Consider the following 22,120-nt stretch of genomic DNA (forward strand, 5'->3'; position numbering starts at 1 on the left):
ACGCCTCCCATGCCCGGCCTGCCATTGTCAAATCATGCAGCCTGCCATCGATCCGGCCGGCGCATCTGACGTCAATCCGACGTAACAAACCCGTCTCGCCTTTTTCGCGCCGCGCCTGCACACTGCATCTCGTCGGCGTGGCGTCCCCCGGTGGAACGATCCCCCCTCGCGTCCATCGCGTCGCGCCGGCCTTTTGACAAAGACATCACGGAAAACAACATGAAACGTTCGCTGATCGCCCTCGCCTTCGCCGGCCTCGGTCTTTCGCTGTCCGGCCTTGCCCAAGCCGTCAATGTCGACGTCAACATCGGCACGCCTGCGCCGGTCGTCGTCGCACCTGCGCCTGTCGTGGTCGCTCCGGGGCCTGCGGTCGTGACCGGCTGGCACGGCGATCGTTACTGGGACGGCCGCCGCTACTGGGAGCGTCGCGAGTGGGAAGATCATCAGCGCCATCGCGGTCACCACGACTACCATTGCCCGCCGGGACACGCGAAGAAGGGTGAGTGCTGAGCATCTGAGTGCGGGGTCGATCGGGGTCGCGCACCGCAGGACAAAGAACGAGGCCGCACGTGAACGAAAGTTCGCGTGCGGCCTTTGTCGTTATGCTCGCGGCTTGCGCGGCGTTTGCATCACTGAAACGCCACTTCCGCGAAGCTCCGAAGTTTGCGGACACAAAATCACATCAAATCTCGGCGTTCCACAACTTCCTCAAACTTTTTGCGGAAATTCCGTTCACGGTTACGTGGGGATTTCAGCAGCATTCCGGGAGCAAGTTAGACGACGCTTGCGGGCGGTCATACGCTGCCTTTGGAGTTCTATCAGCGCCCTGGACATCCTTAAAATCAATGTCTTACGCGACCCGCAAACCGCAAACCGCAAATCCAAGGCTACCCAAGGTCAATCAGAGGCCACCCAAGCTGTGATTTCACTGTAGTTGCCACGCACCAGGAAAACAGCGCCGAGCGCCCCGACTTTTCGCAGATACGATCCGTGGCTTCTCTACCGAACACCCCGAGCTTCGGCGTTTCAGAACTGAATCATCCGAGGCGATCGTCCCGTTTCCAATGGCCTGAGCTTGCAGGTGCGGCGCGTTGACGAGGCGAAATCGGCGTTCCACGGTACAAGCCTGAAACATTTTCCATACCACCCCATTTTTGTTCCCCCACGCCGCAGCCTGGGGCCCCGTGCCACAAGCGATTGCGACCGATGGTGCGCGTTTTGCTTATCCGCTGACCGTATGCACCGAGGTGTATGTGGGAGGCAGCGAGTTGTGTCGCGCAGCGGAGGGGGGCCGCTTCCCGCTACGCATTCGAAGTCGGCGACGCTGTTCACCGGCATCGGGACACGCACGGTCGCGCCAGTCGGCAAAGCCAGTTCGCATCAAGTACAGCGCGGATCGGGGTGATCTGACCTGTATGTAGCAGCAAGTTTCGGGCGCCAAGAACTGCGCCACGTTTATTGAACGGGGAAAAATAATCATGAATCGACAACATTGGAAGAAGCAACGGGGTGTTGCTGTTGTTGAATTTGCATTGGTTCTCCCTCTGCTGCTGTTGATCCTGTTTGGCATTGTCGAGTTCGGACTTGTGATGTTCGACCAAGCCGTCATCACAAATGCAAGCCGTGAAGGTGCGCGCGCGGGGATTGTCCTCAAATCGCCGAAAGCGACGACAACCGACATTCAGACCGTCGCGCTCAACTACTGCCAAAGCCATCTGATCAGTTTGGGCAGCACATCAACACCTATTGTCTCCGTTCCGTCGGGCCAAGGTGGCAGTTTTGGTACGCCACTCACTGTTACTGTCACATACAAATTCACTGGACTGGCTTTGGGTTCATGGATTGGTCCGTTCAGCAAACTGCTGACGTTGACGGCTACCACTGTCATGAACAATGAATGAGGAGCCGGTCATGGATCGCACTCGCTCACAGCCGATAGACGTGCCTCGCTCGCCCAGACCGTCGACGTACAACCGATGCGGTTTGAAGCGTCGTCGAAATCAGAGAGGTGCGGTCGCGATAACCGTCGCTCTCATGATGCTGATACTGCTCGGCTTTGCCGCAATCTCCATCGACGTCGGATATCTCTTTGTTGTCCGGAATGAACTGCAGAACGCAGCCGATGCTGCCGCGCTGGCCGGTGCGCCATGCATTTACCCCCGAGCGCAATGTGGCAATACGAATGCCGCGGCTCCAGATTGGGCAACGGCCCAAGCGCAAGCCGTGCTCGGTGTCTCGTTGAACAAGTCGTCAAACGTAACGCTGACGGGATATACGTCCGACGTGTCGTACGGTTACTGGGACGTCACTGGTAGCGTCAAGGGCCTTCAAACGTCCATGCCGCCATCACCGGCCGTTGGCAAGCCTGCAGTGCAGGTAGTTGTCAGCCGCTCTGGAACGAAGAATGGCGGCGGCGTTCCTTCGTTTTTGGCGAAGATTTGGGGGTTGCAGTCTGTACCCGAGAACGCCGTGGCTGTCGCGGTCATTTCGGACCCCGGAAACACTGGCTCCGGTGCGCTATTCCCGGTTGCGCTGACGAAGTGCATGTATGACCAGTACTGGGATTCGACGAACGGTAAGCCCAAAGTTGCAACATCGACGACGCCGCCCGGCACGGGTCAGCCAAACCAAGTGGTTGGACAACCGTACACCTTTTATGTGACCTCGTCCTACCATGCTGGTCCTTGCGAAGCGGGTCAATGGACGACCTTCGACACAACCGCTAACGATGTTCCAACCGTGCGGAATTTGATATCCAACGGTAATCCGGATCCAGCAGCAGTCGGATCGCCTGGTGGTGTTTGCTCGACACCGGACGATACATGCACCTATATCCAGCCCGGCACGAAAACGACGCTGTATACGTCCGTCAACGACTGTAGTGCCGCCGGCAACAAAGCTTGCGAGTATGTCCTGGTCCCGATTGTTCAGGATCTCACGACAACGTCCTACGAGCGGATTCTTGCATTTGCGTGTGTGCACATCGACCAGGCAGTTGGTGGAAGCGGGAAGTACATCCAAATGGAGATGAGCAACAATGCGGACAAATGCCAAGCGTCAGGGGCGGGCGGGGTCGGGCCGTACTATGGTGCTCTCACACCTGCGCGACTGGTCGAATGACTGGAACGGGTCCGGGAAATGGCGATCGCCCCGAGGGACCACGACTGCCCCAGTCATGGCGTCCCTTAAAAGAAAGCACGAAGATCGAGGAAGCCAGATTCGCGATGGCATTGATCGTTGTACTGATTGTCTATTTAGAGGTAGATCCAGCATCACGTAACACGAGCATCGAGAACGCCAACTGAAATGGAGCCCACTCCAACACCTTGCTTCATGTGCCGACATTGCGCACCAGCGACACATCATTCTGAAATCGACGATTGGCGCGCGCAGAATTTTGAACTGCCCGAGCCGCAGGGTTGCGTAGTTGGCTCGCGGGAGCAATTGGTTCCCGTGTTGGGCCGTGTGCCGGAGGGGGTACGGGGCGCGGCTCTCTTTTTACCTCTCACTGAATCTGATGGACCAGAGCAGCCGGGGCCGCTGTATTGTGACAATACGCTTGCGGGGGTCGGTATGGACGATCGTTACGCTGGGATTGAACGAGATCTGGTGCATGTAGAAAATGCCCTACAAACCCTTTCGCAAAACCGCGACGAGTTTCCGCTTGGGGCGTCGATCCGCGATCCCGCATATTGGCAGGCGCGACTCGAGTCGATTCGTGATACGGCCGATCGCTACAACTATCTGGATCTCCGGGATCGCTCTGATGATCTGCTCATCGAGATTTCGAAGCTGCAGTATTGGACCGCTCGACGTCGCGACACTGATGTTGGTTCGACGCCTGCCTCGCGAGGGTCCGCACGTCCCCAGAGAAAGTGACCCCGGCTGAGGATGAACGCGACGCGCGCCGACCATTGGTCGCGCACTGCTGCCCTACCCCGTCAACGAAACGACCGCCGAGCCTGACCGGCCGGCGAAGTAGCCGGTACTGTCGGCAACCGGCGGTCCCGTCACTGCGTCGGCGGCACATATTGGCGGAAGCGCACAACCTCGATCCCGATCCAGTCGTTCAGCTCACGGAGCCGCGCCTTCAGCGGCTCGATCTCGAGGCCATTGAATACCCCCCGGCCACCTTCTCCACGTTACCGAACCCGCCCGCGTTCGACGGGATGATCCCCATCGGTTGCGGCGGCACGCGGTGCGTCCGCCTGTTGATCGAGATGCCCCCGACCTGAGAGAAACATTGGATCGAGCGCGCGGCGGCAAGATCACCGCCATCGGGCCAGTGACATGCACGCATGCCGGTGGCCGCTTCACCGATATCGGCGCGTACTCAGGGTGGAAACGCGCCTGTCAGCGCGCACGATTGGCCTACGAGAAAGACTGCGAAGAAAGGGGAATCACCCCGAATCCGCTATACCTGATCGGCATGCACTTCCACGACCTGCGGGCGAAAGCGCTGACCGATCTGAAGCGGCGGCGGGGGGCCGCGGCAGCGCAATAACTGGCCGGCCACACGACCGAAAGCATGACGGCACACTACACGAAATCGCGTGAAGTAGAACGCGTTCAACCCGTTCCATTGACGCGTCCAAGTTGGACGCCGACGCCCATGTTAGACACGAGGGCTCCCCGAATCATCCGGGGAGCCTTATACCGCAGGGGCTTGTTACTGAAACGCCACTTCCGCGAAGCTCCGAAGTTTGCGGCTATGGAGCTTGTCGAGCCCGTTCGTGCGCAGAATCTCCATCGCCTTCACGCCGATCTGCAGATGCTGGTCGACCTGACCGCGATAGAACGTGTCGGCCATGCCCGGCAGCTTCAGCTCGCCATGCAGCGGCTTGTCCGATACGCACAGCAGCGTGCCGTACGGCACGCGGAAACGGAAACCGTTGGCGGCGATCGTCGCACTTTCCATGTCGAGCGCGATCGCGCGGCTCTGCGACAGCCGCTGCACGGGCTCGCGGTGATCGCGCAGTTCCCAGTTGCGGTTGTCGACGCTCGCGACCGTGCCCGTGCGCATCACGCGCTTCAGTTCGGCACCTTCGAGACGCGTGACCTCGGCCACGCCGCGTTCGAGCGCGAGCTGTACTTCGGCGAGCGCCGGAATCGGCACCCACAGCGGCAGGTCCGCATCCAGCACGTGATCCTCGCGCACGTAACCGTGCGCGAGCACGTAGTCGCCGAGGCGCTGCGTGTTGCGCAGGCCCGCGCAGTGACCGAGCATCACCCAGGCATGAGGACGCAGCACCGCGATGTGATCGGTGATCGTCTTCGCGTTCGACGGACCGACACCGATGTTGACCATCGTGATCCCGCTGCCGTCCGCGCGCTTCAGGTGATACGCGGGCATCTGCGGCAGCCGCGGCGGCGCGGCGCCCTCGGCCGGCTCGCTGCCGAGGTTCGCGTTGTACGTGATGACGTCGCCCGGCTCGACAAACGAACTGTACTGGCTGCGGTACGCGCGCACGTCGGGATCGGTGCTTTCCGTCATCAGCGTGCGGCCGAGCTTCACGAATTCGTCGATATAGAACTGGTAGTTCGTGTAGAGCACGTAATTCTGGAAGTGCGTGGGCGACGTCGCCGTGTAGTGACGCAGCCGGTGCAGCGAGAAGTCGACGCGCGCCGCGGTAAACAGCGCGAGCGGATGCGGCTCGCCGGGTGCCGGCTCGAACGTGCCGTTGACGATGCGGTCGTCGAGGTACGACAGGTCGGGCGTGTCGAAGATGTCGCGCATCGCGAGCAGGCGGTCGCGGTCGAGCTCGCCTTCGAGATGGATGCCTTCGGGAAACGCGAAGTGAACCGGAATCGGCTGCGACGACACGCCGATCTCGATCTTCACATGATGGTTCTTCGACAGCAGGCGCAGTTGCTCGCGATAGTAGTTCGCGAACAGGTCGGGACGCGTGACGGTCGTCTCGAACACGCCGGGGCCCGCGACGAACCCGTACGAGCGGCGCGAATCGACGTGCGTGTTGACTTCGGTGCGAATCCGCACGAACGGATAGCACGCGCGCACGTGCTCGGTGATCGATTCATGGCGGCGATAACGCGCGAAGGCGTCGCGCAGGAAGCCGGTATTGGTGTCGTAGATGGCCGACAGCCGCGCGACGGCGGCAACGGAATCGTCGAATGCTTCGACGGGCGGGCTCTCGGGCGTCAGCATCCGATGCCGGCGGCTCAAATCGTTCTTCATTTTCATCACCTCGTCTGATCGAACGACATTACCACGGAACCCGGTCACGCTCATGGCCGCCCGCTCGCACGCCGCTTAAACGCGAGGGCCGGGCCGCGCGCAGTATTTGCTAAAATCCGAAGGTTCACTGGAGACTCATCATGAAGCCGCTCATTCTCGTCGCCGCTGCCGCCGTGCTCGCTGGCACGTTTGCCGCCGCCCACGCCGCCGGCGGCACGCCCGACGCCGACGCGCAGGCCCGGGCCGAGGCCAACGAAGCCGCCGGCCTGCCCGATCTCCGCAAGATCAACCGGCCCGGCGCCGAAGTCACGTCGAAAGTCGACTTCGCCGACATTCGTCGCACGCCGAGCTTCCACGAAAAGAGCAAGAACGGCACCGAGGTCACCGAGTATCGCGATCGCGGCAAGCCGGTCGAGATCGACGTGAAGTCGAACTTCGGCACGCGCTACCAGATGAGCTCGACCCTCGACACCTCGCCGAAGCCGCATGACGCGGGCGTCCCGATCACGCGCCTGCCGTCGGTCAACCTCCGCTACTGATTTCCTGCCGCGCCGCGTCGATCCCGACGCGGCGCGCCGGCTTTCCCTTCACCTCCTGTCGCGCCGCACGCCGCGCGCGTGCCGACAACTGACCAGACGCATCTCGCATGGCCGTTTTCACCGCTGTTTCCGACTCCGATCTCGCGCAATGGATGCGCCACTACGAACTGGGCGACGTGCTGGCGTTCCGCGGCATTCCGTCCGGCATCGAAAACAGCAACTTCTTCCTGACGACGACGCGCGGCGAATACGTCCTGACGATCTTCGAAAAGCTGACGGGGGAACAACTGCCGTTCTACCTGGACCTGATGCGCCATCTGGCCAGCCACGGCGTGCCGGTGCCGGATCCGGTCCCGCGCGACGACGGCGCGCTGTTCGGCGAGCTGCACGGCAAGCCGGCGGCGATCGTCACGAAGCTCGAGGGCGCCGCCGAACTCGCACCGGGGGTCGAACACTGCATCGAGGTCGGGCAGATGCTCGCGCGCCTGCACCTCGCGGGGCGCGACTATGCGCGCCACCAGCCGAACCTGCGCAGCCTGCCGTGGTGGCAGGAGAACGTGCCGGCGATCGTGCCGTTCATTTCCGACGCGCAGCGCACGCTGCTCGAGGACGAACTCGCGCACCAGGCCGCGTTCTTCTCGTCGGACGACTACGCGGCGCTGCCGAGCGGCCCGTGCCATTGCGACCTGTTCCGCGACAACGTGCTGTTCGCGCACGCGGCGCCCGGCACCGGTCATGACGTCCGGCTCGGCGGCTTCTTCGATTTCTATTTCGCGGGCTGCGACAAATGGCTGTTCGACGTCGCGGTGACCGTCAACGACTGGTGCGTCGACCTCGCGACGGGCGTGCTCGACGTCGCGCGCGCGGACGCGCTGCTGCGCGCGTACCAGACGGTCCGGCCGTTCACGGCCGAGGAGCGCCGCCACTGGAGCAACATGCTGCGCGCGGGCGCGTACCGCTTCTGGGTATCGCGCCTGTACGACTTCTACCTGCCGCGCGCGGCCGAAATGCTCAAACCGCACGACCCCGGTCATTTCGAACGCATCCTGCGTGAACGTATCGCCCATACGCCCGCGCTTCCCGAGACCCATACCGCATGCAACTGATCGAAGTACCCGCGAAAGCGGGCTATGTCTGGTTCCGTCAAGGCATCTGGCTGTTCCGCCGGAACCCGCTCGCGTTCATCACGCTGTTTTTCACGTACCTGCTGGCGATCACGCTGGTGTCGATGGTGCCTGTCATCGGCGCGGCGCTGCCGCTGCTGTTCATCCCCGGCGTCGCCGTCGGCTTCATGGCCGCGTGCCGCGACACGGTGGCCGGCAAGCCGGTGATGCCGACGATCCTCGTCGACGGCTTTCGCTCGTACGGCACCGTGACGACGCAGCGGCTGCTCGTGCTCGGCGTGGTCTACGTCGCGCTGATGGTGCTGGTGTTCGCCGCGTCGTCCGTCGTGGACGGCGGCGGGCTGCTCACCATGATGCTGGGCGCGACGAGCGAAACGAGTCCGACGCCGGAAGCGCTTGCCGCGCAAGGCACGCTCGGCGCCCTGCTGCTGGCGACGCTGCTCTACGCGCCGGTCGCGATGTTGTTCTGGTTCGCGCCGGTGCTCACCGCGTGGCACGACATCCCGCCCGCCAAGGCGCTGTTCTTCAGCATCGTCAGTTGCTGGCGCAATCGCGGCGCATTCGTGGTGTACGGGCTGCTGTGGTTCGCCGTTGCGCTCGGCACGTCGTTCGGCCTGTCGCTGCTGCTGCAGGCGCTCGGCGCCGGTGCTTACGTGCTGACGATCATGATGCCGGTGACGATCATCATCGTGACGATGATGTACTGCTCGTTCTACGCGACCTATCGCGGCTGCTTCGGCGTGCAGGAACCGGGGGCCGCAACGCCCACGTCGGGCCGTTAAGTTGGGCCGTTAAGTTGGGCCGTTGAGTCGGGCCGTTGATGCAGACTCGGCCGGCGCACGCCGCCGGCCGCCCCAACCTTCGCGCTGCCCCCTGTTCAATCGAATCTGTTGAGCGCAAAATGATTTGCATGCAAATCATTAGCGCGTCCGCCGCGCCACCCGAATCATGGACCGCCTGCCCCCGCTGCCCCAGACGCTCGACGAGCAACTGTGCTTCGCGCTCTATTCGACTTCGCATGCAATGACGAAGGCGTACAAGCTGCTGCTCGACAAACTGTCGCTGACCTATCCCCAATATCTGGCGATGCTCGTGCTGTGGGAACGTGACGATATCGCGGTGAAGGATATCGCTGCCCGCCTCGACCTCGACCCGGCCACCGTCACGCCGCTGCTGAAGCGGCTCGAGGCGCTCGGCTATGTCGAACGCGTGCGCAGTGCGACCGACGAGCGCGTCGTGAACGTGCGCGTGACGCCGGAAGGCCGAGCGCTGAAGCTCAAGGCGCGCTCGGTGCCCGCCGATCTTTTTTGCGCGATGCAGCAAACGCCCGAGTTCCTGGTCAGGCTGCGCGCGGATCTCCAGCAATTGCGCAATGCACTGTCGGCCGCCAACGAAGGCTGACGGCACGTCGGTCTCAAACAGGCCCGGCACCGCCGGGCTTTTTCTTCAAATTTCATTTGCACACAAATCATTTGTGTTCTATACTTCTTCCGTGGCCGGCGACACCCCGTCCGACCGGACCGCTTCCCACCATTCTTTCGACAGGAGCTGCACCATGAACATTCTGTACAAGACCAGCGCCACGAGCACGGGCGGCCGCGACGGCCGTGCGGTATCGGCCGACAACAAGCTGGAAGTGAAGTTGGCCGCGCCGCGCGAGCTCGGCGGTACGGGCGCGGAAGGTACGAATCCGGAGCAGCTGTTTGCAGCAGGTTACTCGGCTTGTTTCCTGAGCGCGATGAAGTTCGTCGCCGGCCAGAACAAGCAGGCGCTGCCGGCCGACACGCAAGTGACCGCGGAAGTGGGCATCGGCCCGAACGACGCCGGCGGCTTCGGGCTCGACATCGAACTGCGCGTGTCGCTGCCGGGGTTCGACAAGGCCGACGCACAGGCGCTGGTCGACAAGGCGCACCACGTGTGCCCGTACTCGAACGCGACCCGCAACAACGTGCCGGTGCGCCTGACGGTCATCTGACGCAACGCGCGGCGCCGAATGCAAAAAGGGCGTGTGTGGCTGCTTGCCACACACGCCCTCTTGCGTGATTCGCCGGGCCGGCGAGTGAGCCGGCCCGCGCTGCGCTGCTTAACGCGAGCCGAACGAGAACGGACGGTTCATCGCCGCTTCGCGATCGATCTTGCGCATGCGGAATTCGAGATCGTAGATGTCGGTTGCTTCGGCCAGGTACGCATCGGCGGGCTCTTGCGCGGCCTTTTCAGCGTTTTTGGTCAGCATCAGGAAGAGGTGGCTCAGCAGGTACATGGTCGATCTCGCAATCCAAAGGTTCTTTGACTAGGGTTTTCCCGAATTATAGGGAAAACCCTAGTCTTTGGCCAGCGTCGATCAGACGGTGCGTCGTTCGGTCGCCACAATCCGCCGATTCTCTTCGAAAAATGACCATATCATCGCGCTCGCATCGGGACCGACCGCCGCATGAAACGGCACCGCTTCGTCGCCGCCCGCCCACGCATGATCGAGCCCTTTCACGTGACAGAGCCGCACGATCGACTCGCCGTCGCGACGCACGTCGGTGATCTGCGCGCCAGCCTCGCGCGTTTCCACACGCTCGCCGCCGCGCAGTGCGCCGCGGCTGTCCGCGAGCCCGTTCAGGCGCATGAACTGCACCATCAACTGGTCGGCATTCTTCGGCGCGACGACATGGTCCCGGTCGCCCTGCACGATCAACACGGGCATGCCCGGATACGCCCCCGCATCAACCAGCGTGTCGACCACCGCGGCCGGGTTCTGCCGCAGGCCGCGCCGCATCACGTCCATCGCGCTGATCCCGGAATTCGCCTCGCCGAGCGCGGGGCCCGAGTGCAGTGCCACAGCCGCGAAGCGATCCGGGTGGTGCAGCGCGAGCAGTGCCGCCAGGCCCGCGCCGGCCGACAGCCCGGCGACGTAGACGCGCGATGCGTCGAAGCCGTGCTCGTCGACGAGGGCGTCGACGAGCGACGCGGCCGCGTCCGCCTCGCCGCGGCCCGCGCGGTCGGTGTCTTCGTACCAGTGCCAGCAGCCGTGCGCGTGCGCGCGCAGCGACTGCTCCGGGTACAGCACCGCGAAGCCATACTTGTCGGCCAGCAGGTTCATCCGGGTGCCCTGCGCGAACTCGTCGACCGATTGCTGGCAGCCGTGCAGCATCACCACGAGCGGCATCGCACCGCGCCGGCGGCCAGGCGGAACGTACAGCCCGTAGGCGAGCTGCTGGACCAGGCGGCCAAGCGCGGGCGCCATCGGATGCTCGCCGCGCGTCCACTCGCCGGCCGCCCATGCAGCCGCGCGCGGCCGCACGCGCGACTCACGCGGCGGGGACAGATCGGTTGCGGCGGGCGACGCGGCGGCCTCGAGCGTATCGCGCGCGATACGCTGTGCATCACGTGCCGCTCGTTTGGCGGCCGGAGACAGCATACGTTTCATGCCGCCCAGCCATACCTTCGTCAGACTTTTGGTCATCGATCGGGCTCGCAGTCAGGAAAAATAGGGATACAACACTCGGTGGATCGTTCGACTTTGTGCAATGCACCATAGCATTGTTTATGGGATTTTTCCTGCTCGCGGATAGTTCCCCCGGGGCGCAAAAAACGGGCCTCGAGCATACGCGGCGCTATACTGGGGTTTAACCGCTTGTATCCGTTGTAGTCGTTCTTTCCGGCTCGCGCGTTGATTTAAGCATTCGTCCCGCCTCTGCTCGTTTCTCTCCCGATGTTCGACCTGCCCTCTCACCTGTGGATCACGATCACCGCGTTCGGTGGCGCCGGGCTGACCTTGCCGCTCGCGATCACGATCGCCGTGTGGCTCGCGCTCGGCTACTCGTGGCAGCGCGCGGCCGCGTGGCTCGGCGTGCTCGCCGTCGCGATCGGGGTCGTCGCGCTCACCAAGATCGCATTCCTCGGCTGGGGCGTCGGCATCCGCGCATGGGACTTCACGGGATTCAGCGGCCACGCGATGCTGTCGACGTCGGTCTATCCCGTCGCGATCTTCCTCGCGCTGATCCGCACGCGCACGACGGTGCGGATCGCCGGCATCGCGCTCGGGCTCGCGGCCGGCATCGCGGTCGGCGTGTCGCGCGTCGCGCTCGACGCGCATTCGCCGTCCGAATCGATCACCGGCTGCATCGTCGGTGCGATCGCCGCGCTGGCATTCATCGCCGGGTCGTGGCACGCGGTGCCGCACCGCTGGTCGGTGCCGGCGGTCGTCGTGAGCCTCGCGCTCGTCACCGTCGCGCTGCACGGCATCACGGTGCCGTCGCACCGCTGGGTCACCAGGGTTGCGCTGGAACTGTCGGGGCACGAGCGGCCGTTCGTCCGTGCCCGATGGAAAGCCAATCCCAACTACCGGCCGGCCTATCAGCCGTCGTCGCTGCACCGCACCGGATCGCCGCCGTTGCTGCACGCGTAACGGGCCGCGCGCCCGTCATTCCCGCCGCCGTTCAGGCCTGAAGATTTCATGCGCGCCGTCGCATGAACGGTATGTCGAGCGTTATAACCCGCCCTATATTACGATTACGGTTCCAACCATTCCATTCGAACGATCAGTCCATGCGCTCAACCGTCCGCCCGCTTCGCCGCACCCTGCTCCGCCTGCTGCCGCTCGCCGCGGTTGCCGCGGCCATCTCGTTCAGCGGGCCGGCTTCCGCTGCCGACGAGCTGGTCGTGTCGGCGGCGGCAAGCCTGACGAATGCGTTCAAGGCCGTCGGCGATGCCTATCAGAAGCAGCATCCGGACACCAAGGTGCTGTTCAACTTTGGCGCGTCTGACGTGCTGATGCAGCAGATCGCCAAGGGTGCGCCGGCCGACGTGTTCGCATCGGCCGACCAGAAGGCGATGGATCGTGCGGTCAGCGAAAAGGTCATCGTGCCGGGTACGCGCCGCGATTTCGCGGCGAACTCGCTCGTGCTGATCGTGCCGGCCGACAGCCACGCGGCCGCGCCGACGTCGCTGAACGACCTGACGGCGCCCGGCGTGAAGCGTATCGCGTACGGCGACCCGGCGTCGGTGCCGGTCGGCCGCTACACGGAAGGCGCGCTGCGTGCGGCAGGCGTATGGGACGCCGTCAGCGCCAAGGGCGTGCTGGCCGCCAACGTGCGCCAGAGCCTCGATTACGTCGCCCGCGGCGAAGTCGACGCGGGCTTCGTATTCGGCACCGACGCGGCAATCATGCCGGGCCGCGTGAAGGTGGTGCTGACCGTGCCGACGCAGACGGCCATCACCTATCCGATCGCGGTGGTCAAGGACAGCCGCCATGCCGCACAGGCGCAGTCGTTCATCGACTTCGTCGCGTCGCCGCAAGGCCAGGCCGTACTGGCCACGTTCGGCTTCAAGCCCGCGGGCAAGTGAGCGCAGCATGATGCAGGACGCCTGGGTACCGCTGCTGTTGTCGCTGAAGGTCGCCGGCTGGGCGACCGCGCTCGACGTCGTGCTCGGCGTCGCCGCCGCCTTCCTGCTCGCGCGCTGGCGCTCGCCGATGCGCGACGTGGTCGATTCGCTGCTGACGCTGCCGCTCGTGTTGCCGCCGACGGTGCTCGGCTATTACCTGCTCGTGCTGCTCGGCCGACGCGGCGTGTTCGGCGCATGGCTCGACAAGCTCGGCATCCAACTCGTCTTCACGTGGCAGGGCGCGGTGATCGCATCGATGGTCGTCGCGTTCCCGCTGATCCTCAAATCGGCGCGCACGGCGTTCGAAAGCGTCGATCCGCATCTCGAGCGCGCGGCACGCACGCTCGGGCTCGGCGAAGCCGCGGTGTTCTTCCGCGTGACGCTGCCGCTCGCCACGCGCGGCATCCTGGCCGGTGCGCTGCTCGCCTTCGCGCGCGCGCTCGGCGAATTCGGCGCGACGCTGATGATCGCCGGCAACCTGCCCGGCCGCACGCAGACGCTTTCGGTCGCGATCTATGCGGCGGTGCAGGCCGGCGACGACAGCACGGCCAACTTCCTCGTGCTGGTGACGTCGATCACCTGCGTGCTCGTGCTGCTCGCGACCGGCTGGCTCGTGCCGTCGCGCGCCGGGCGGAGCCAGCTGACATGACGCGCGTGCCGCATTCGTACCGCCGCGCCTCACGGGTCGCGGCAAAACGCCTTCCCGCCGCGCGATCGGCTTCCCGCACGCGCGGCGCGGCACGACGGAGACCGGCATGAGCGTTGCCGTCGACATCCGCAAGACCTACGTGACTGCGGAGCGCCGCTTCACGCTCGACGTGTCGTTCGCGGCCGCCACGCAGCGCGTCGTGCTGTTCGGGCCGTCCGGCGCGGGCAAGAGCATGACGCTGCAGGCGATCGCCGGCCTGTTGTCGCCCGACGAAGGCACGATCGCGCTGAATGGCGAACCGCTGTTCGATTCCGCGCGCGGCATCGACGTGCCGACCCGTGCGCGCCGCGTCGCCTACCTGTTTCAGGACTATGCGCTGTTTCCGCACCTGAACGTGCGCCAGAACATCGCGTTCGGGCTCACGTCGGGCCTGCGCAATCCGCGTGCGAAGGCCGTGCCGCCCGAAGTCGCGTACTGGCTGCATGCGTTCGAACTCGACACGCTCGCCGGGCAATTCCCGTCGCAGTTGTCGGGCGGACAGAAGCAGCGCGTCGCGCTTGCCCGCGCACTGGTCGCGCAGCCGCGCATCCTGCTGCTCGACGAACCGTTCGCGGCGCTCGACGGCGCGATGCGGCAGCGCATGCGCCACGAGCTCGCCGAACTGCAGGCGCGGCTCGATATCCCGATGGTGCTCATCACGCACGACCCCGACGACGTCGCCGCATTCGGCGACCAGGTCGTGCAATTGAGCGAAGGACGCGTGCAGGCCGCCGTGCCGCACGCCGAGTGGCCGACGCGCGTCACCTGATCGCGCGAAGGCGGTGGCCCAAGCGGCCACATTTGACCTGAGAGAAGCCGCACTGGCGGCACAAGCTGAAAACGGGATCGAAGCCGGCGCCTCGCGTACGTTGGGCGGCGCCGGTTTCGCCTCGCCCACCCACGGTCATCGCCGGAAACGGCTCACACCGCCGTCGCGCGCGATCAGCCCGTCACCGCGAGAATCACGCTCGATGCCTTGAACAGCGCGATCGCACGCTGGCCGGCGGCGAGTTGCAATGCCCTGACGCTGTCGTTCGTGACCACGGCCGTGAGCGTCCCGCCGCCGTCGAGCGCCAGCGTCACCTCGCTGTTCACCGCGCCCGCCGCGACGGCTTCGACCGTCCCGTGCAACTGGTTGCGCGCGGATACCTTCAGAAACGCTTCGGCTCCGCCTTCGTCGTCGACGGCCAGCACGACCCACGACGCCTTCACGAGCGCGCACGCATCCGCGCCCGGCCGCAGGCCCAGCGCATCGGCGCTTTCGTGCGTCAGCACCGCGACGATCACCTGCCCGCCGGGCAGCACGAGCGTCACCTCGTCGTTCACCGTGCCGCGCACGATCGCCTCGACCTTGCCGAACAACTGGTTGCGCGCGCTCGTTTTCATCCCGATCCGGCCGATCAGTGCCCAGTCGACGTCGAAACCGGACACCGCCGCGCTCGCGGCGTCGATGAAGCGGCGATGCTCGCGCTCGATCGTGCGGAACGCGGCAATCAGCGACGTCGCGCGCGGCGTCAGCGTCGTGCCGCCGCCGCCCTTGCCGCCCGTCGAGCGCGTCACGAGCGGCTCGCCGGCCAGGTTGTTCATCGTATCGATCGCATCCCACGCGGCCTTGTAGCTGAGGCCGACGGCCTTCGCCGCGCGCGTGATCGACCCGGTGTCGCCGATCGCCGCGAGTAGCGCGATGCGGGTGGCGCCGCCGAGCGTCTGCTCGCCCGCGCGCAGCCACAGTTCGCCGCCCAGCTCGAGCGGTCCGGCAGAAGAGGAAGGAGGCGACGCGTCGCTCATCGGTCTTTCTGAAGAAAACGGGTGGCCATTATAGTGAGCGCGCGCCGCTCAACGCGGCTTGCCATTCAGCTTCGGCGGGCGCAGGCTCGCGAGCAGCGTCTCGGCCTCCCTCGCCGCGCGTTGCTCGAGCGCGGCACCGTAGCCGCGCACGAAACCCAGCTGGTAAGCGGGCGCCGCCAGTTGCTCGAGATGATGCAGCGCGACGATCGTGTCGTTCGCCTCGCCAAGCACGCTCTGCACGCGCGCGAGCGTCTTGACCGTTTCGTTGCGCGTGCGGCGCGAGGCCAGCGACGCGAAGAATTCGAGCGCGTAACGCAGCCGCTTCGCGTCGATCCGCACCTGATGCCGCGCGGCCGTGTCGAGCGACGTGAGCGACGGCGTTGCATACAGCTGACCGAACAGCCGCCGCACGCGCTTGGTCGCGTGACGCCGCAGCGACGGTGCGTCGTCGTCGGCATCGGTCGGCGGCAGCGCGAGCCCGCTCAGCCACTCGAGCCACCCGAGCGTCAGTCGCGCATAGCGCGCCGAATGCAGCGCCTGGCGCAGTTCGACGCGCGCGGCCATCGCCTGCACGCGCGCGGCGTCGAGCGTGCCGTCCCAGTCCGCGCTGCCGCCGTCGGCCGCGATCAGCGCGGGCAGGCTCTCGGTCGAGAACACGTCCCAGTCGCGCACCGTGCCGAGCAGGGCCGCAAGCCAGCGCAAGTCGACGCCGAACGTGTCCTGCCATTGATCGTCCGCGAAACGCGGGAAGAAGCGCATCAGCGTACGCAGCCGCCGCAGCGCGACGCGCATCTGGTGCACGAATTCGGGATCGTCGCGGTGGAGCACGCCGCCCTCGTTGCCGAGCCATTGCGCGGCGATGTCACCCGACAGCGCGAACAGCGCTGCCCGCTGCGTGCGGATGCCGGTCAGGTCGACGGGTTGCGCCTTGACCGGCCCCGCGACGGCAGGCTCGCCCGCGCACGCGCGATCGATCACGCTGGTCAGCTGCACGAACGCGGGCCATGCGCCGCTGAGCTCGCGCACGGCGGCAAACAGCGCGCGCAGCGCCGCCGTGCGTGCGGCGGCGGTTTCCCAGTCGGGGGCCGCGAGGCGCAGTTCGACATGACGGCGCGGCGGCTCGGTGCCGCCGTGCAGCGTGACATCGTCGAGCGTCATCTCGACCACCACGCCGGTGTCGTCCGCCCAGCGCCCGCGCCGCCGCTCGCTGACGAGCCGCGGCGGTGCGGGCGCCGACGATGCGGCGACCGCCGCTTCGTCGACGGCGCCAGCCGTCACGCTATCGCCCTCGCCCGTGGCCGCCGCGGATTCCGAATCGGCGATCGGCGCCGACACCGGCGTGGCCACGACGATGCCCGCATGCTCGGCATCGAACAACTCACGCTCCACGACGCCGGGCGCGAATGCCTTGGTGCGCGACGCGACGACCCGCCGCCCCTGCGCGTTCGACTCGATCCACGTCCACCAGCACTCGCCGGGGTTCGGCTCGGCTTCCTCGACCTGGCACGGCTCGATCGTCACGCGCTCCTGGCCGCGCCGCATTCGCACCTGCGGGCAGATCCGCCACGCACGGACGAGTTCGGCACCGAAGTCGCGCTGCGCGCCACGGGCCCGGCTTCCCGTCTTGACCGGCCAACCTTCCAGCGACAGGCACAACACGATTTCCAGCACGCGCGACATGGAGGCTCCTGCACATGAAGAATCGCCGGCGCATCGTCCGCGCCGGCGTCACCCGTGAAGCAGCTTCCATAGTACACGCCGCAAAAACGCGCGGGAAACGATCTGGCCCTGTCGCGCCTGTCGCGCATCAAACGACGTATCAGACGACGTATTGCGCGATGCCGTTGCCGAACGACCAGTCCTCCTTCAGCACTTCGACCAGACTGATGAATACGTCCTGCGGCCGCACGCCGGGCTGTCGCGCGAGGTTTTCGGCGATGGTCCGGTACAGCGCCTGCTTCTGCTCGAGCGTGCGCGTGTTGTTCGCCGTGATCTGGATCATCACGAGATCGTCGCTGCGTTCGATGTCGAGGTAGTGGCGGCCGAATACGAAGTTCTCGGCCGAATGCTCGGTCACGACCATGAAGATGTCGTCTTCGGGCACGTTGAACGTGTGCATCAGCGCGCGATGCACGCCGTCGACGAGCGCCGCACGGTAGGCGGCCGGTTTGCCTTCGCGCACTGCGATACGGGTGAACGGCATGGTCCTGCTCCTTTCGGTGACGTTGAAAAATGGAAACGCCACGTCAGGTTAGGCGCGCCTTACTATAATTAACAGTCATCAATCTATATTTCATTCATTTACATTTGAAATGAAAGTCCTCGACCTCGATGCAGTGCGCGCGTTCGTGCTGGTCGCCGATCTCGCGAGCTTCACGCGCGCGGCCGACGCGCTCGGCACCACGCAATCGGCCGTCAGCCTGAAGCTGAAACGGCTCGAAGCGCACCTCGGCAAGCCGCTGCTCGCGCGCACGCCGCGCGTCGTCAAGCTGGCCGCTGACGGCGAGAACTTCCTGCCCGCCGCACGCGCGCTGCTCGACGCGCACGATCAGGCGCTCGGTGCGATTTCGGCCGGCACGCACCGCCTGTCGCTCGGCGTCAGCGAGCACGTTGCGGTGCCCGACCTGCCGGCCGTGCTGACGAGCCTGCACCGGCAGGATCCCGGGCTGTCGCTGGAAATGCATCTGGGCACGTCGGCGAGCCTGATCGCGCAATACGACGAACGGCGGCTCGACGCGGCGATCGTGCGGCACGAACCCGGCGAGGATCCTCCGCGCGACGACGGCACGCTGCTGTTTACCGAACCGCTCGCGTGGCTCGCCGCGCCCGACTGGACGCCGCGCGCCGGCGAGCCGCTGCCGCTCGCGGTGCTGGCCGGGCCGTGCGGCGTGCGGGCCGCCGCGCTGCGCGCGCTCGAGCATGCTGGACGGCCGTGGCGCGAGCGCTTTACGGGCGGCGGCGTCGCAGCGGTCGCGGCGGCGGCCGCGGCCGGGCTCGCGGTCTGTCCGCTGGCGCGGCGCGTCGCGCCGCGCACGCTGGTCGACGTCGGCGCGAAATTCGGCTTGCCACCGCTGCCGCACTCGCAAGTCGTGCTGTATTCGCGCGTGCGCGACGCCCGCGCGGCGGCCGCCCTCCGAAGGTTTTCCGACAGCCTTGCAATCTCGGCGTAAACTGATCGGCCCGCCGTTCGCAATCTTCCGAAGAATTCCGATGAAGCCAGAAGCCCGCAAGCACCTCCGTGCCAACCTGCTGATGCTCGCCGCCGCCGCGATCTGGGGCTCGGCGTTCGTCGCGCAACGCCTGAGCCTCGACGTGATCGGGCCGTTTCTGTTTACGGGGCTGCGCTTCCTGCTCGGCGCACTGGTGTTGATCCCGCTGCTGACGCTCAACGCGGGCTCGCGCGCGCAGCTCGCGGCGATTCGGCGCGAGCCGGCGCTGCTCGGGCCGGGCCTCGCGCTCGGCGGGCTGCTCGCCGTATCGATCTCGCTGCAGCAGTTCGGCCTGCAGTACACACGGGTCGCGAACGCGGGCTTCATCAGCTCGCTGTACGTCGTGATCGTGCCGCTGATGGGTGTGTTCGCTCGCCACCGGATCGGCGCCGGCACGTGGTTCGGCGCGCTGCTCGCGGCGATCGGCCTGTACTTCCTCAGCATCGACGAGCATTTCTCGGTGCTCTACGGCGACTGGTTCCAGCTCGCGGGCGCCGTGGTCATCGCCGCGCACGTGATGGCCGTCGGCCATTTCGCGACGCGGCACGATCCGCTCGTGCTCGCGTTCCTGCAGTTCGTCACGTGCGGCGCGCTGTGCCTCGCGGCCGGCCTCGTGATCGAGCCGGTCAGCGTCGCGATGCTGCGCAGCGCGCTGCCGACGCTGCTGTACGGCGGGCTACTGTCGGTCGGCGTCGGCTATACGCTTCAGGTCGTCGCGCAGCGCGATGCGGCGCCCGCGCACGCGGCCGTGATCTTCAGCATGGAAGGCGTGTTCGCGGCCATCGCGGGCTGGGCCGCGCTCGGCGAGACGCTGACGCTGCGCGCGCTGGTCGGCTGCGCGCTGATGCTGGCCGGCCTGCTCGCCTGCCAGTTGCTGCCGAACGGCGACGCCCGGAAAAAGGACGAGGACGCGCTGCCGGCGTGACACGCACGATCCCTATAATGGCGGTTCGCGTGTTTTTCATGCCAACCGCTTCCGACAGGCCAGCTCCGTGACGTCCAATTCCGTCGATCCCGCCGCCGACCTCCTGCGCGAACGCGCAGCGCACTATGCCGCCGAAGCCGCGCTGTTCCTGCGCGACCAGGCGCTGTCCACCGCATCGCACGACCTACGCAGCCCGCTGAACGCGATGCACAGCTGGGCGTACGTGCTCGAGCGCCAGCTCGCCGGTGCCGACCCGAACCTGCAACGCGCGCTCGCTGGCATCCGCGCAGGGATCGACCAGCAGGTCGCGCTGATCGACGACGTGCTCGACGCGCCGCGCGCCGCAACGCGCACACTCGCGATCGCGGTGGAGCCGTTCGCGCTGCGCCCGCTGCTCGACGATACGCTTGCACTGGTGCGCTTCGCGCTGGCCGACGCGCGGCGGGTGACCATCGACGCGACGCTGCCCGACGGCGAATCGTCGCTGACTGCCGATCGCGAACGCATCGCGCAGGCGTTCTGGACGATGCTGACGACGGCCGTCGAAGCCAGCGCCGCCGGTAGTCGCGTGACCTTCACATGCACGCGCGACGGCGCGCTGTGCGTCGCGCACGTCACCTGCGACGTGAACGCCGACGCGCTCGCCGATCCCGCGCTGCCGCACGCATTCGAACCGTTCGCCCGCCACGAGATGCTGCGCGCGCGCGACGCGAAGCGCGTCGCCGGGACGCTCGCGCTGTGTCAGCGTGTCGCGCTCGCGCACGGCGGCACCTTCACCCACACCCCGTTCGCCGACAATTCCGCCGCCACCCTCTCGCTCTGCGTTCCCTGCGAGGCGCCGGTGTAAGCGATCGGCAGCCCGAATCATTACATTTCACTTTCAGGCCCTATACTGATGGGCCTTTCATGACTGGAGCGATTCTTTGTTACAGATCTTCGCGCTCATCGGCGCGTTGTTCCTGGTGGCCCTGAACGGGTTTTTCGTCGCAGCCGAATTCGGCCTCGTCAAACTGCGCGCGACGCGCGTCAAGACACTTGCCCGCAAGCACGGCCTGCGCGGGCGCATTCTCGCCATCGTGCACGGCCGGCTCGACGCCTATCTGTCCGCCTGCCAGCTCGGCATCACGCTCGCGTCGCTCGGCCTCGGCTGGGTCGGCGAGCCGGCGTTCGCGCAACTGATCGGCCCGCTGCTCGACCTGATCGGCGTGCAGTCCGAACGCATCGTGCACCTGATCTCGCTCGTGTTCGCGTTTTCGCTGATCTCGTTCCTACACATCGTGGTCGGCGAGCTCGCACCGAAATCGATGGCGATCCGCCAGTCGGAAAAGGTCGGCCTGTGGGTCGCGCTGCCGCTCTACGCGTTCTACTGGGCGATGTATCCGGCGATCTGGGTGCTCAACAGCAGCGCGAATGCGGTGCTGAAGCTCGCGGGGTTGTCGGCCGACCACGGCGGCGATGCGCACTACTCGACCGACGAGCTGAAGCTGATCCTGCGCAGCCGCCGCAGCGCGGGCAACGCGGCTCAGCCGGCCCGCGGCACCTACTCCAACGACGAGTGGAACACGCTCGCGCATTCGCTCGATTTCTCGTCGATGACGGTATCGGACCTGATGCGGCCGGCGCATGAAATGGTCGGCCTGCGCCGCGACCTGCCGCTGCCCGACAACATGGGGATCGTCGCGCGGCACCGCTTCAGCCGTTATCCGCTGTTCGAGGATGCGTCGCGCGAAGAGGTGAGCGGGCTGATCCACCTGAAGGACCTGCTGCTCGCGCGTCATGCCGGGGCGGCGCTCGAGGACCTTTCCGACTACGTGCGCCCGGTGCAGTACGTGAAGCCCGACACGCCGGCGCTCGACCTGTTCCGCCGCTTCCGCAAGGGCGCGCCGCACTTCGCGTTGGTCGGCAACAAGGGCGAGAAGCCGATCGGCTTCCTGACGCTCGACAACCTGCTCGGCGCGCTGGTCGGCCAAATCCACGACGAGTTCCGCCAGGGCGATGCGGACTGGAGCCGCCTCGACGACGGCACGCTGATGGGCAAGGGTAGCCTGCCCGTCGTGTCGCTCGAGCAGGCGCTCGGCATCGACATCGACGAAGGGCGCGCGGAATCGGTCGGCGGCCTCGTAATCCAGGCGCTCAACGATTTGCCGACCGAAGGGCAGCGCGTGTCGTTCGATCGCTTCGACGTCGTCGTGAAGAAGATGAACGGGCCGCGCATCGTGCTGGTACGCGTCTACCCGAAGATCGCGAAGGAGGCCGACGAATGACGGTCGCCGCTCGC

24 protein-coding genes and 1 pseudogene are annotated in these 22,120 nt (G+C 66.0%); 18 read left to right on the plus strand and 7 right to left on the minus strand.

Annotated features, from left to right (window positions below):
- Positions 1–219: 219 nt before the first annotated feature.
- The 4 genes from WS75_RS01335 (at position 220) to WS75_RS33215 (ending at position 3,879) form a co-directional block, all read left to right on the plus strand.
- On the plus strand, positions 220–510 hold the full coding sequence (locus WS75_RS01335; RefSeq protein WP_059678813.1) for a hypothetical protein: 291 nt from the start codon (positions 220–222) through the stop codon (positions 508–510).
- Positions 511–1,478: 968 nt separating this feature from the next.
- The gene (locus tag WS75_RS01340; RefSeq protein WP_059678814.1) at positions 1,479–1,901 is read left to right on the plus strand and encodes a TadE/TadG family type IV pilus assembly protein; all 423 of its coding nucleotides are present in this window, start codon (positions 1,479–1,481) and stop codon (positions 1,899–1,901) included.
- 40 nt (positions 1,902–1,941) lie between these two features.
- Positions 1,942–3,120 (plus strand): pilus assembly protein TadG-related protein, encoded by a 1,179-nt coding sequence (locus WS75_RS31300; RefSeq protein WP_257129309.1) that lies wholly within the window; start codon positions 1,942–1,944, stop codon positions 3,118–3,120.
- A 453-nt stretch (positions 3,121–3,573) separates the two neighbouring features.
- Entirely contained in the window at positions 3,574–3,879 is a 306-nt protein-coding gene (locus WS75_RS33215) for a hypothetical protein (protein WP_156429684.1), read from the plus strand.
- Positions 3,880–4,010: 131 nt separating this feature from the next.
- Here the strand turns inward: WS75_RS33215 and WS75_RS34365 are convergent.
- Positions 4,011–4,201: pseudogene (locus WS75_RS34365) on the minus strand (phage portal protein); the annotation flags it as partial.
- A gap of 42 nt (positions 4,202–4,243) precedes the next feature.
- Here WS75_RS34365 and WS75_RS01350 point away from each other — a divergent pair.
- The gene (locus tag WS75_RS01350) at positions 4,244–4,504 is read left to right on the plus strand and encodes a hypothetical protein (RefSeq protein ID WP_257129311.1); all 261 of its coding nucleotides are present in this window, start codon (positions 4,244–4,246) and stop codon (positions 4,502–4,504) included.
- A gap of 165 nt (positions 4,505–4,669) precedes the next feature.
- Here WS75_RS01350 and WS75_RS01355 read toward each other — a convergent pair whose 3' ends face one another.
- Positions 4,670–6,196, minus strand: a complete 1,527-nt coding sequence (locus WS75_RS01355) for an AMP nucleosidase (RefSeq protein ID WP_059678919.1) — start codon at positions 6,194–6,196, stop codon at positions 4,670–4,672.
- Between the two features lie 140 nt (positions 6,197–6,336).
- On the opposite strand from WS75_RS01355, the gene WS75_RS01360 reads away from it, so the two are divergent.
- From WS75_RS01360 to WS75_RS01380, 5 genes are all read left to right on the plus strand, one after another.
- Positions 6,337–6,735 (plus strand): hypothetical protein, encoded by a 399-nt coding sequence (locus WS75_RS01360; RefSeq protein WP_059678816.1) that lies wholly within the window; start codon positions 6,337–6,339, stop codon positions 6,733–6,735.
- Between the two features lie 107 nt (positions 6,736–6,842).
- On the plus strand, positions 6,843–7,841 hold the full coding sequence (locus WS75_RS01365) for a homoserine kinase (protein WP_059678817.1): 999 nt from the start codon (positions 6,843–6,845) through the stop codon (positions 7,839–7,841).
- A complete protein-coding gene (locus WS75_RS01370; RefSeq protein WP_059678818.1) occupies positions 7,832–8,641 on the plus strand; it encodes a BPSS1780 family membrane protein in 810 nt (269 codons plus the stop codon). Before WS75_RS01365 ends, WS75_RS01370 begins: the two co-directional genes overlap by 10 nt.
- A 166-nt stretch (positions 8,642–8,807) precedes the next feature.
- The gene (locus WS75_RS01375) at positions 8,808–9,260 is read left to right on the plus strand and encodes a MarR family winged helix-turn-helix transcriptional regulator (RefSeq protein WP_059678819.1); all 453 of its coding nucleotides are present in this window, start codon (positions 8,808–8,810) and stop codon (positions 9,258–9,260) included.
- A 154-nt stretch (positions 9,261–9,414) separates the two neighbouring features.
- Positions 9,415–9,834: an organic hydroperoxide resistance protein gene (locus WS75_RS01380; RefSeq protein ID WP_059678820.1), complete on the plus strand. Its 420-nt coding sequence runs from the start codon at positions 9,415–9,417 to the stop codon at positions 9,832–9,834.
- A gap of 108 nt (positions 9,835–9,942) precedes the next feature.
- Here the strand turns inward: WS75_RS01380 and WS75_RS31310 are convergent, their stop codons facing one another.
- Both WS75_RS31310 and WS75_RS01385 read right to left on the minus strand, forming a co-directional pair.
- Positions 9,943–10,119, minus strand: a complete 177-nt coding sequence (locus WS75_RS31310; RefSeq protein WP_082729461.1) for a DUF3563 family protein — start codon at positions 10,117–10,119, stop codon at positions 9,943–9,945.
- An 81-nt stretch (positions 10,120–10,200) separates the two neighbouring features.
- Positions 10,201–11,310 carry an extracellular catalytic domain type 1 short-chain-length polyhydroxyalkanoate depolymerase gene (locus tag WS75_RS01385; protein ID WP_059678821.1) on the minus strand — a complete coding sequence of 370 codons (1,110 nt, stop codon included), beginning with the start codon at positions 11,308–11,310 and terminating at the stop codon, positions 10,201–10,203.
- A gap of 249 nt (positions 11,311–11,559) precedes the next feature.
- Between WS75_RS01385 and WS75_RS01390 the strand changes: the two genes are divergently transcribed.
- The 4 genes from WS75_RS01390 to WS75_RS01405 all read left to right on the plus strand — a co-directional run bounded on the left by WS75_RS01390 (position 11,560) and on the right by WS75_RS01405 (position 14,689).
- Complete coding sequence (locus WS75_RS01390) at positions 11,560–12,255, plus strand: phosphatase PAP2 family protein (protein WP_059678822.1); 696 nt, start codon at positions 11,560–11,562, stop codon at positions 12,253–12,255.
- Positions 12,256–12,395: 140 nt separating this feature from the next.
- Complete coding sequence (gene modA / locus WS75_RS01395) at positions 12,396–13,193, plus strand: molybdate ABC transporter substrate-binding protein (RefSeq protein WP_059678823.1); 798 nt, start codon at positions 12,396–12,398, stop codon at positions 13,191–13,193.
- A gap of 10 nt (positions 13,194–13,203) precedes the next feature.
- Positions 13,204–13,881, plus strand: coding sequence for a molybdate ABC transporter permease subunit (gene modB, locus WS75_RS01400; RefSeq protein ID WP_059678920.1), 678 nt, complete (start codon positions 13,204–13,206; stop codon positions 13,879–13,881).
- 106 nt (positions 13,882–13,987) lie between these two features.
- Positions 13,988–14,689 (plus strand): sulfate/molybdate ABC transporter ATP-binding protein, encoded by a 702-nt coding sequence (locus tag WS75_RS01405; RefSeq protein ID WP_059678824.1) that lies wholly within the window; start codon positions 13,988–13,990, stop codon positions 14,687–14,689.
- A 173-nt stretch (positions 14,690–14,862) separates the two neighbouring features.
- Here WS75_RS01405 and WS75_RS01410 read toward each other — a convergent pair whose 3' ends face one another.
- From WS75_RS01410 to WS75_RS01420, 3 genes are all read right to left on the minus strand, one after another.
- Positions 14,863–15,708 (minus strand): TOBE domain-containing protein, encoded by an 846-nt coding sequence (locus tag WS75_RS01410; RefSeq protein ID WP_059678825.1) that lies wholly within the window; start codon positions 15,706–15,708, stop codon positions 14,863–14,865.
- Between the two features lie 48 nt (positions 15,709–15,756).
- Complete coding sequence (locus WS75_RS01415) at positions 15,757–17,388, minus strand: CHAD domain-containing protein (protein ID WP_059678826.1); 1,632 nt, start codon at positions 17,386–17,388, stop codon at positions 15,757–15,759.
- Positions 17,389–17,527: 139 nt separating this feature from the next.
- Positions 17,528–17,911 (minus strand): tautomerase family protein, encoded by a 384-nt coding sequence (locus WS75_RS01420; protein ID WP_059531531.1) that lies wholly within the window; start codon positions 17,909–17,911, stop codon positions 17,528–17,530.
- A gap of 109 nt (positions 17,912–18,020) precedes the next feature.
- Here WS75_RS01420 and WS75_RS01425 point away from each other — a divergent pair, with 109 nt between their 5' ends.
- The 4 genes from WS75_RS01425 to WS75_RS01440 all read left to right on the plus strand — a co-directional run bounded on the left by WS75_RS01425 (position 18,021) and on the right by WS75_RS01440 (position 22,106).
- A complete protein-coding gene (locus WS75_RS01425; RefSeq protein WP_059678827.1) occupies positions 18,021–18,878 on the plus strand; it encodes a LysR family transcriptional regulator in 858 nt (285 codons plus the stop codon).
- A 40-nt stretch (positions 18,879–18,918) separates the two neighbouring features.
- Complete coding sequence (locus WS75_RS01430) at positions 18,919–19,842, plus strand: DMT family transporter (protein ID WP_059678828.1); 924 nt, start codon at positions 18,919–18,921, stop codon at positions 19,840–19,842.
- A 67-nt stretch (positions 19,843–19,909) separates the two neighbouring features.
- The gene (locus WS75_RS01435) at positions 19,910–20,689 is read left to right on the plus strand and encodes a sensor histidine kinase (protein ID WP_059678829.1); all 780 of its coding nucleotides are present in this window, start codon (positions 19,910–19,912) and stop codon (positions 20,687–20,689) included.
- A 76-nt stretch (positions 20,690–20,765) separates the two neighbouring features.
- Positions 20,766–22,106, plus strand: a complete 1,341-nt coding sequence (locus WS75_RS01440) for a hemolysin family protein (protein ID WP_059678830.1) — start codon at positions 20,766–20,768, stop codon at positions 22,104–22,106.
- Positions 22,107–22,120 lie beyond the last annotated feature (14 nt).

Origin of the sequence: Burkholderia sp. FL-7-2-10-S1-D7 (genome assembly GCF_001524185.1) — a bacterium.
Lineage (GTDB): Bacteria > Pseudomonadota > Gammaproteobacteria > Burkholderiales > Burkholderiaceae > Burkholderia > Burkholderia diffusa.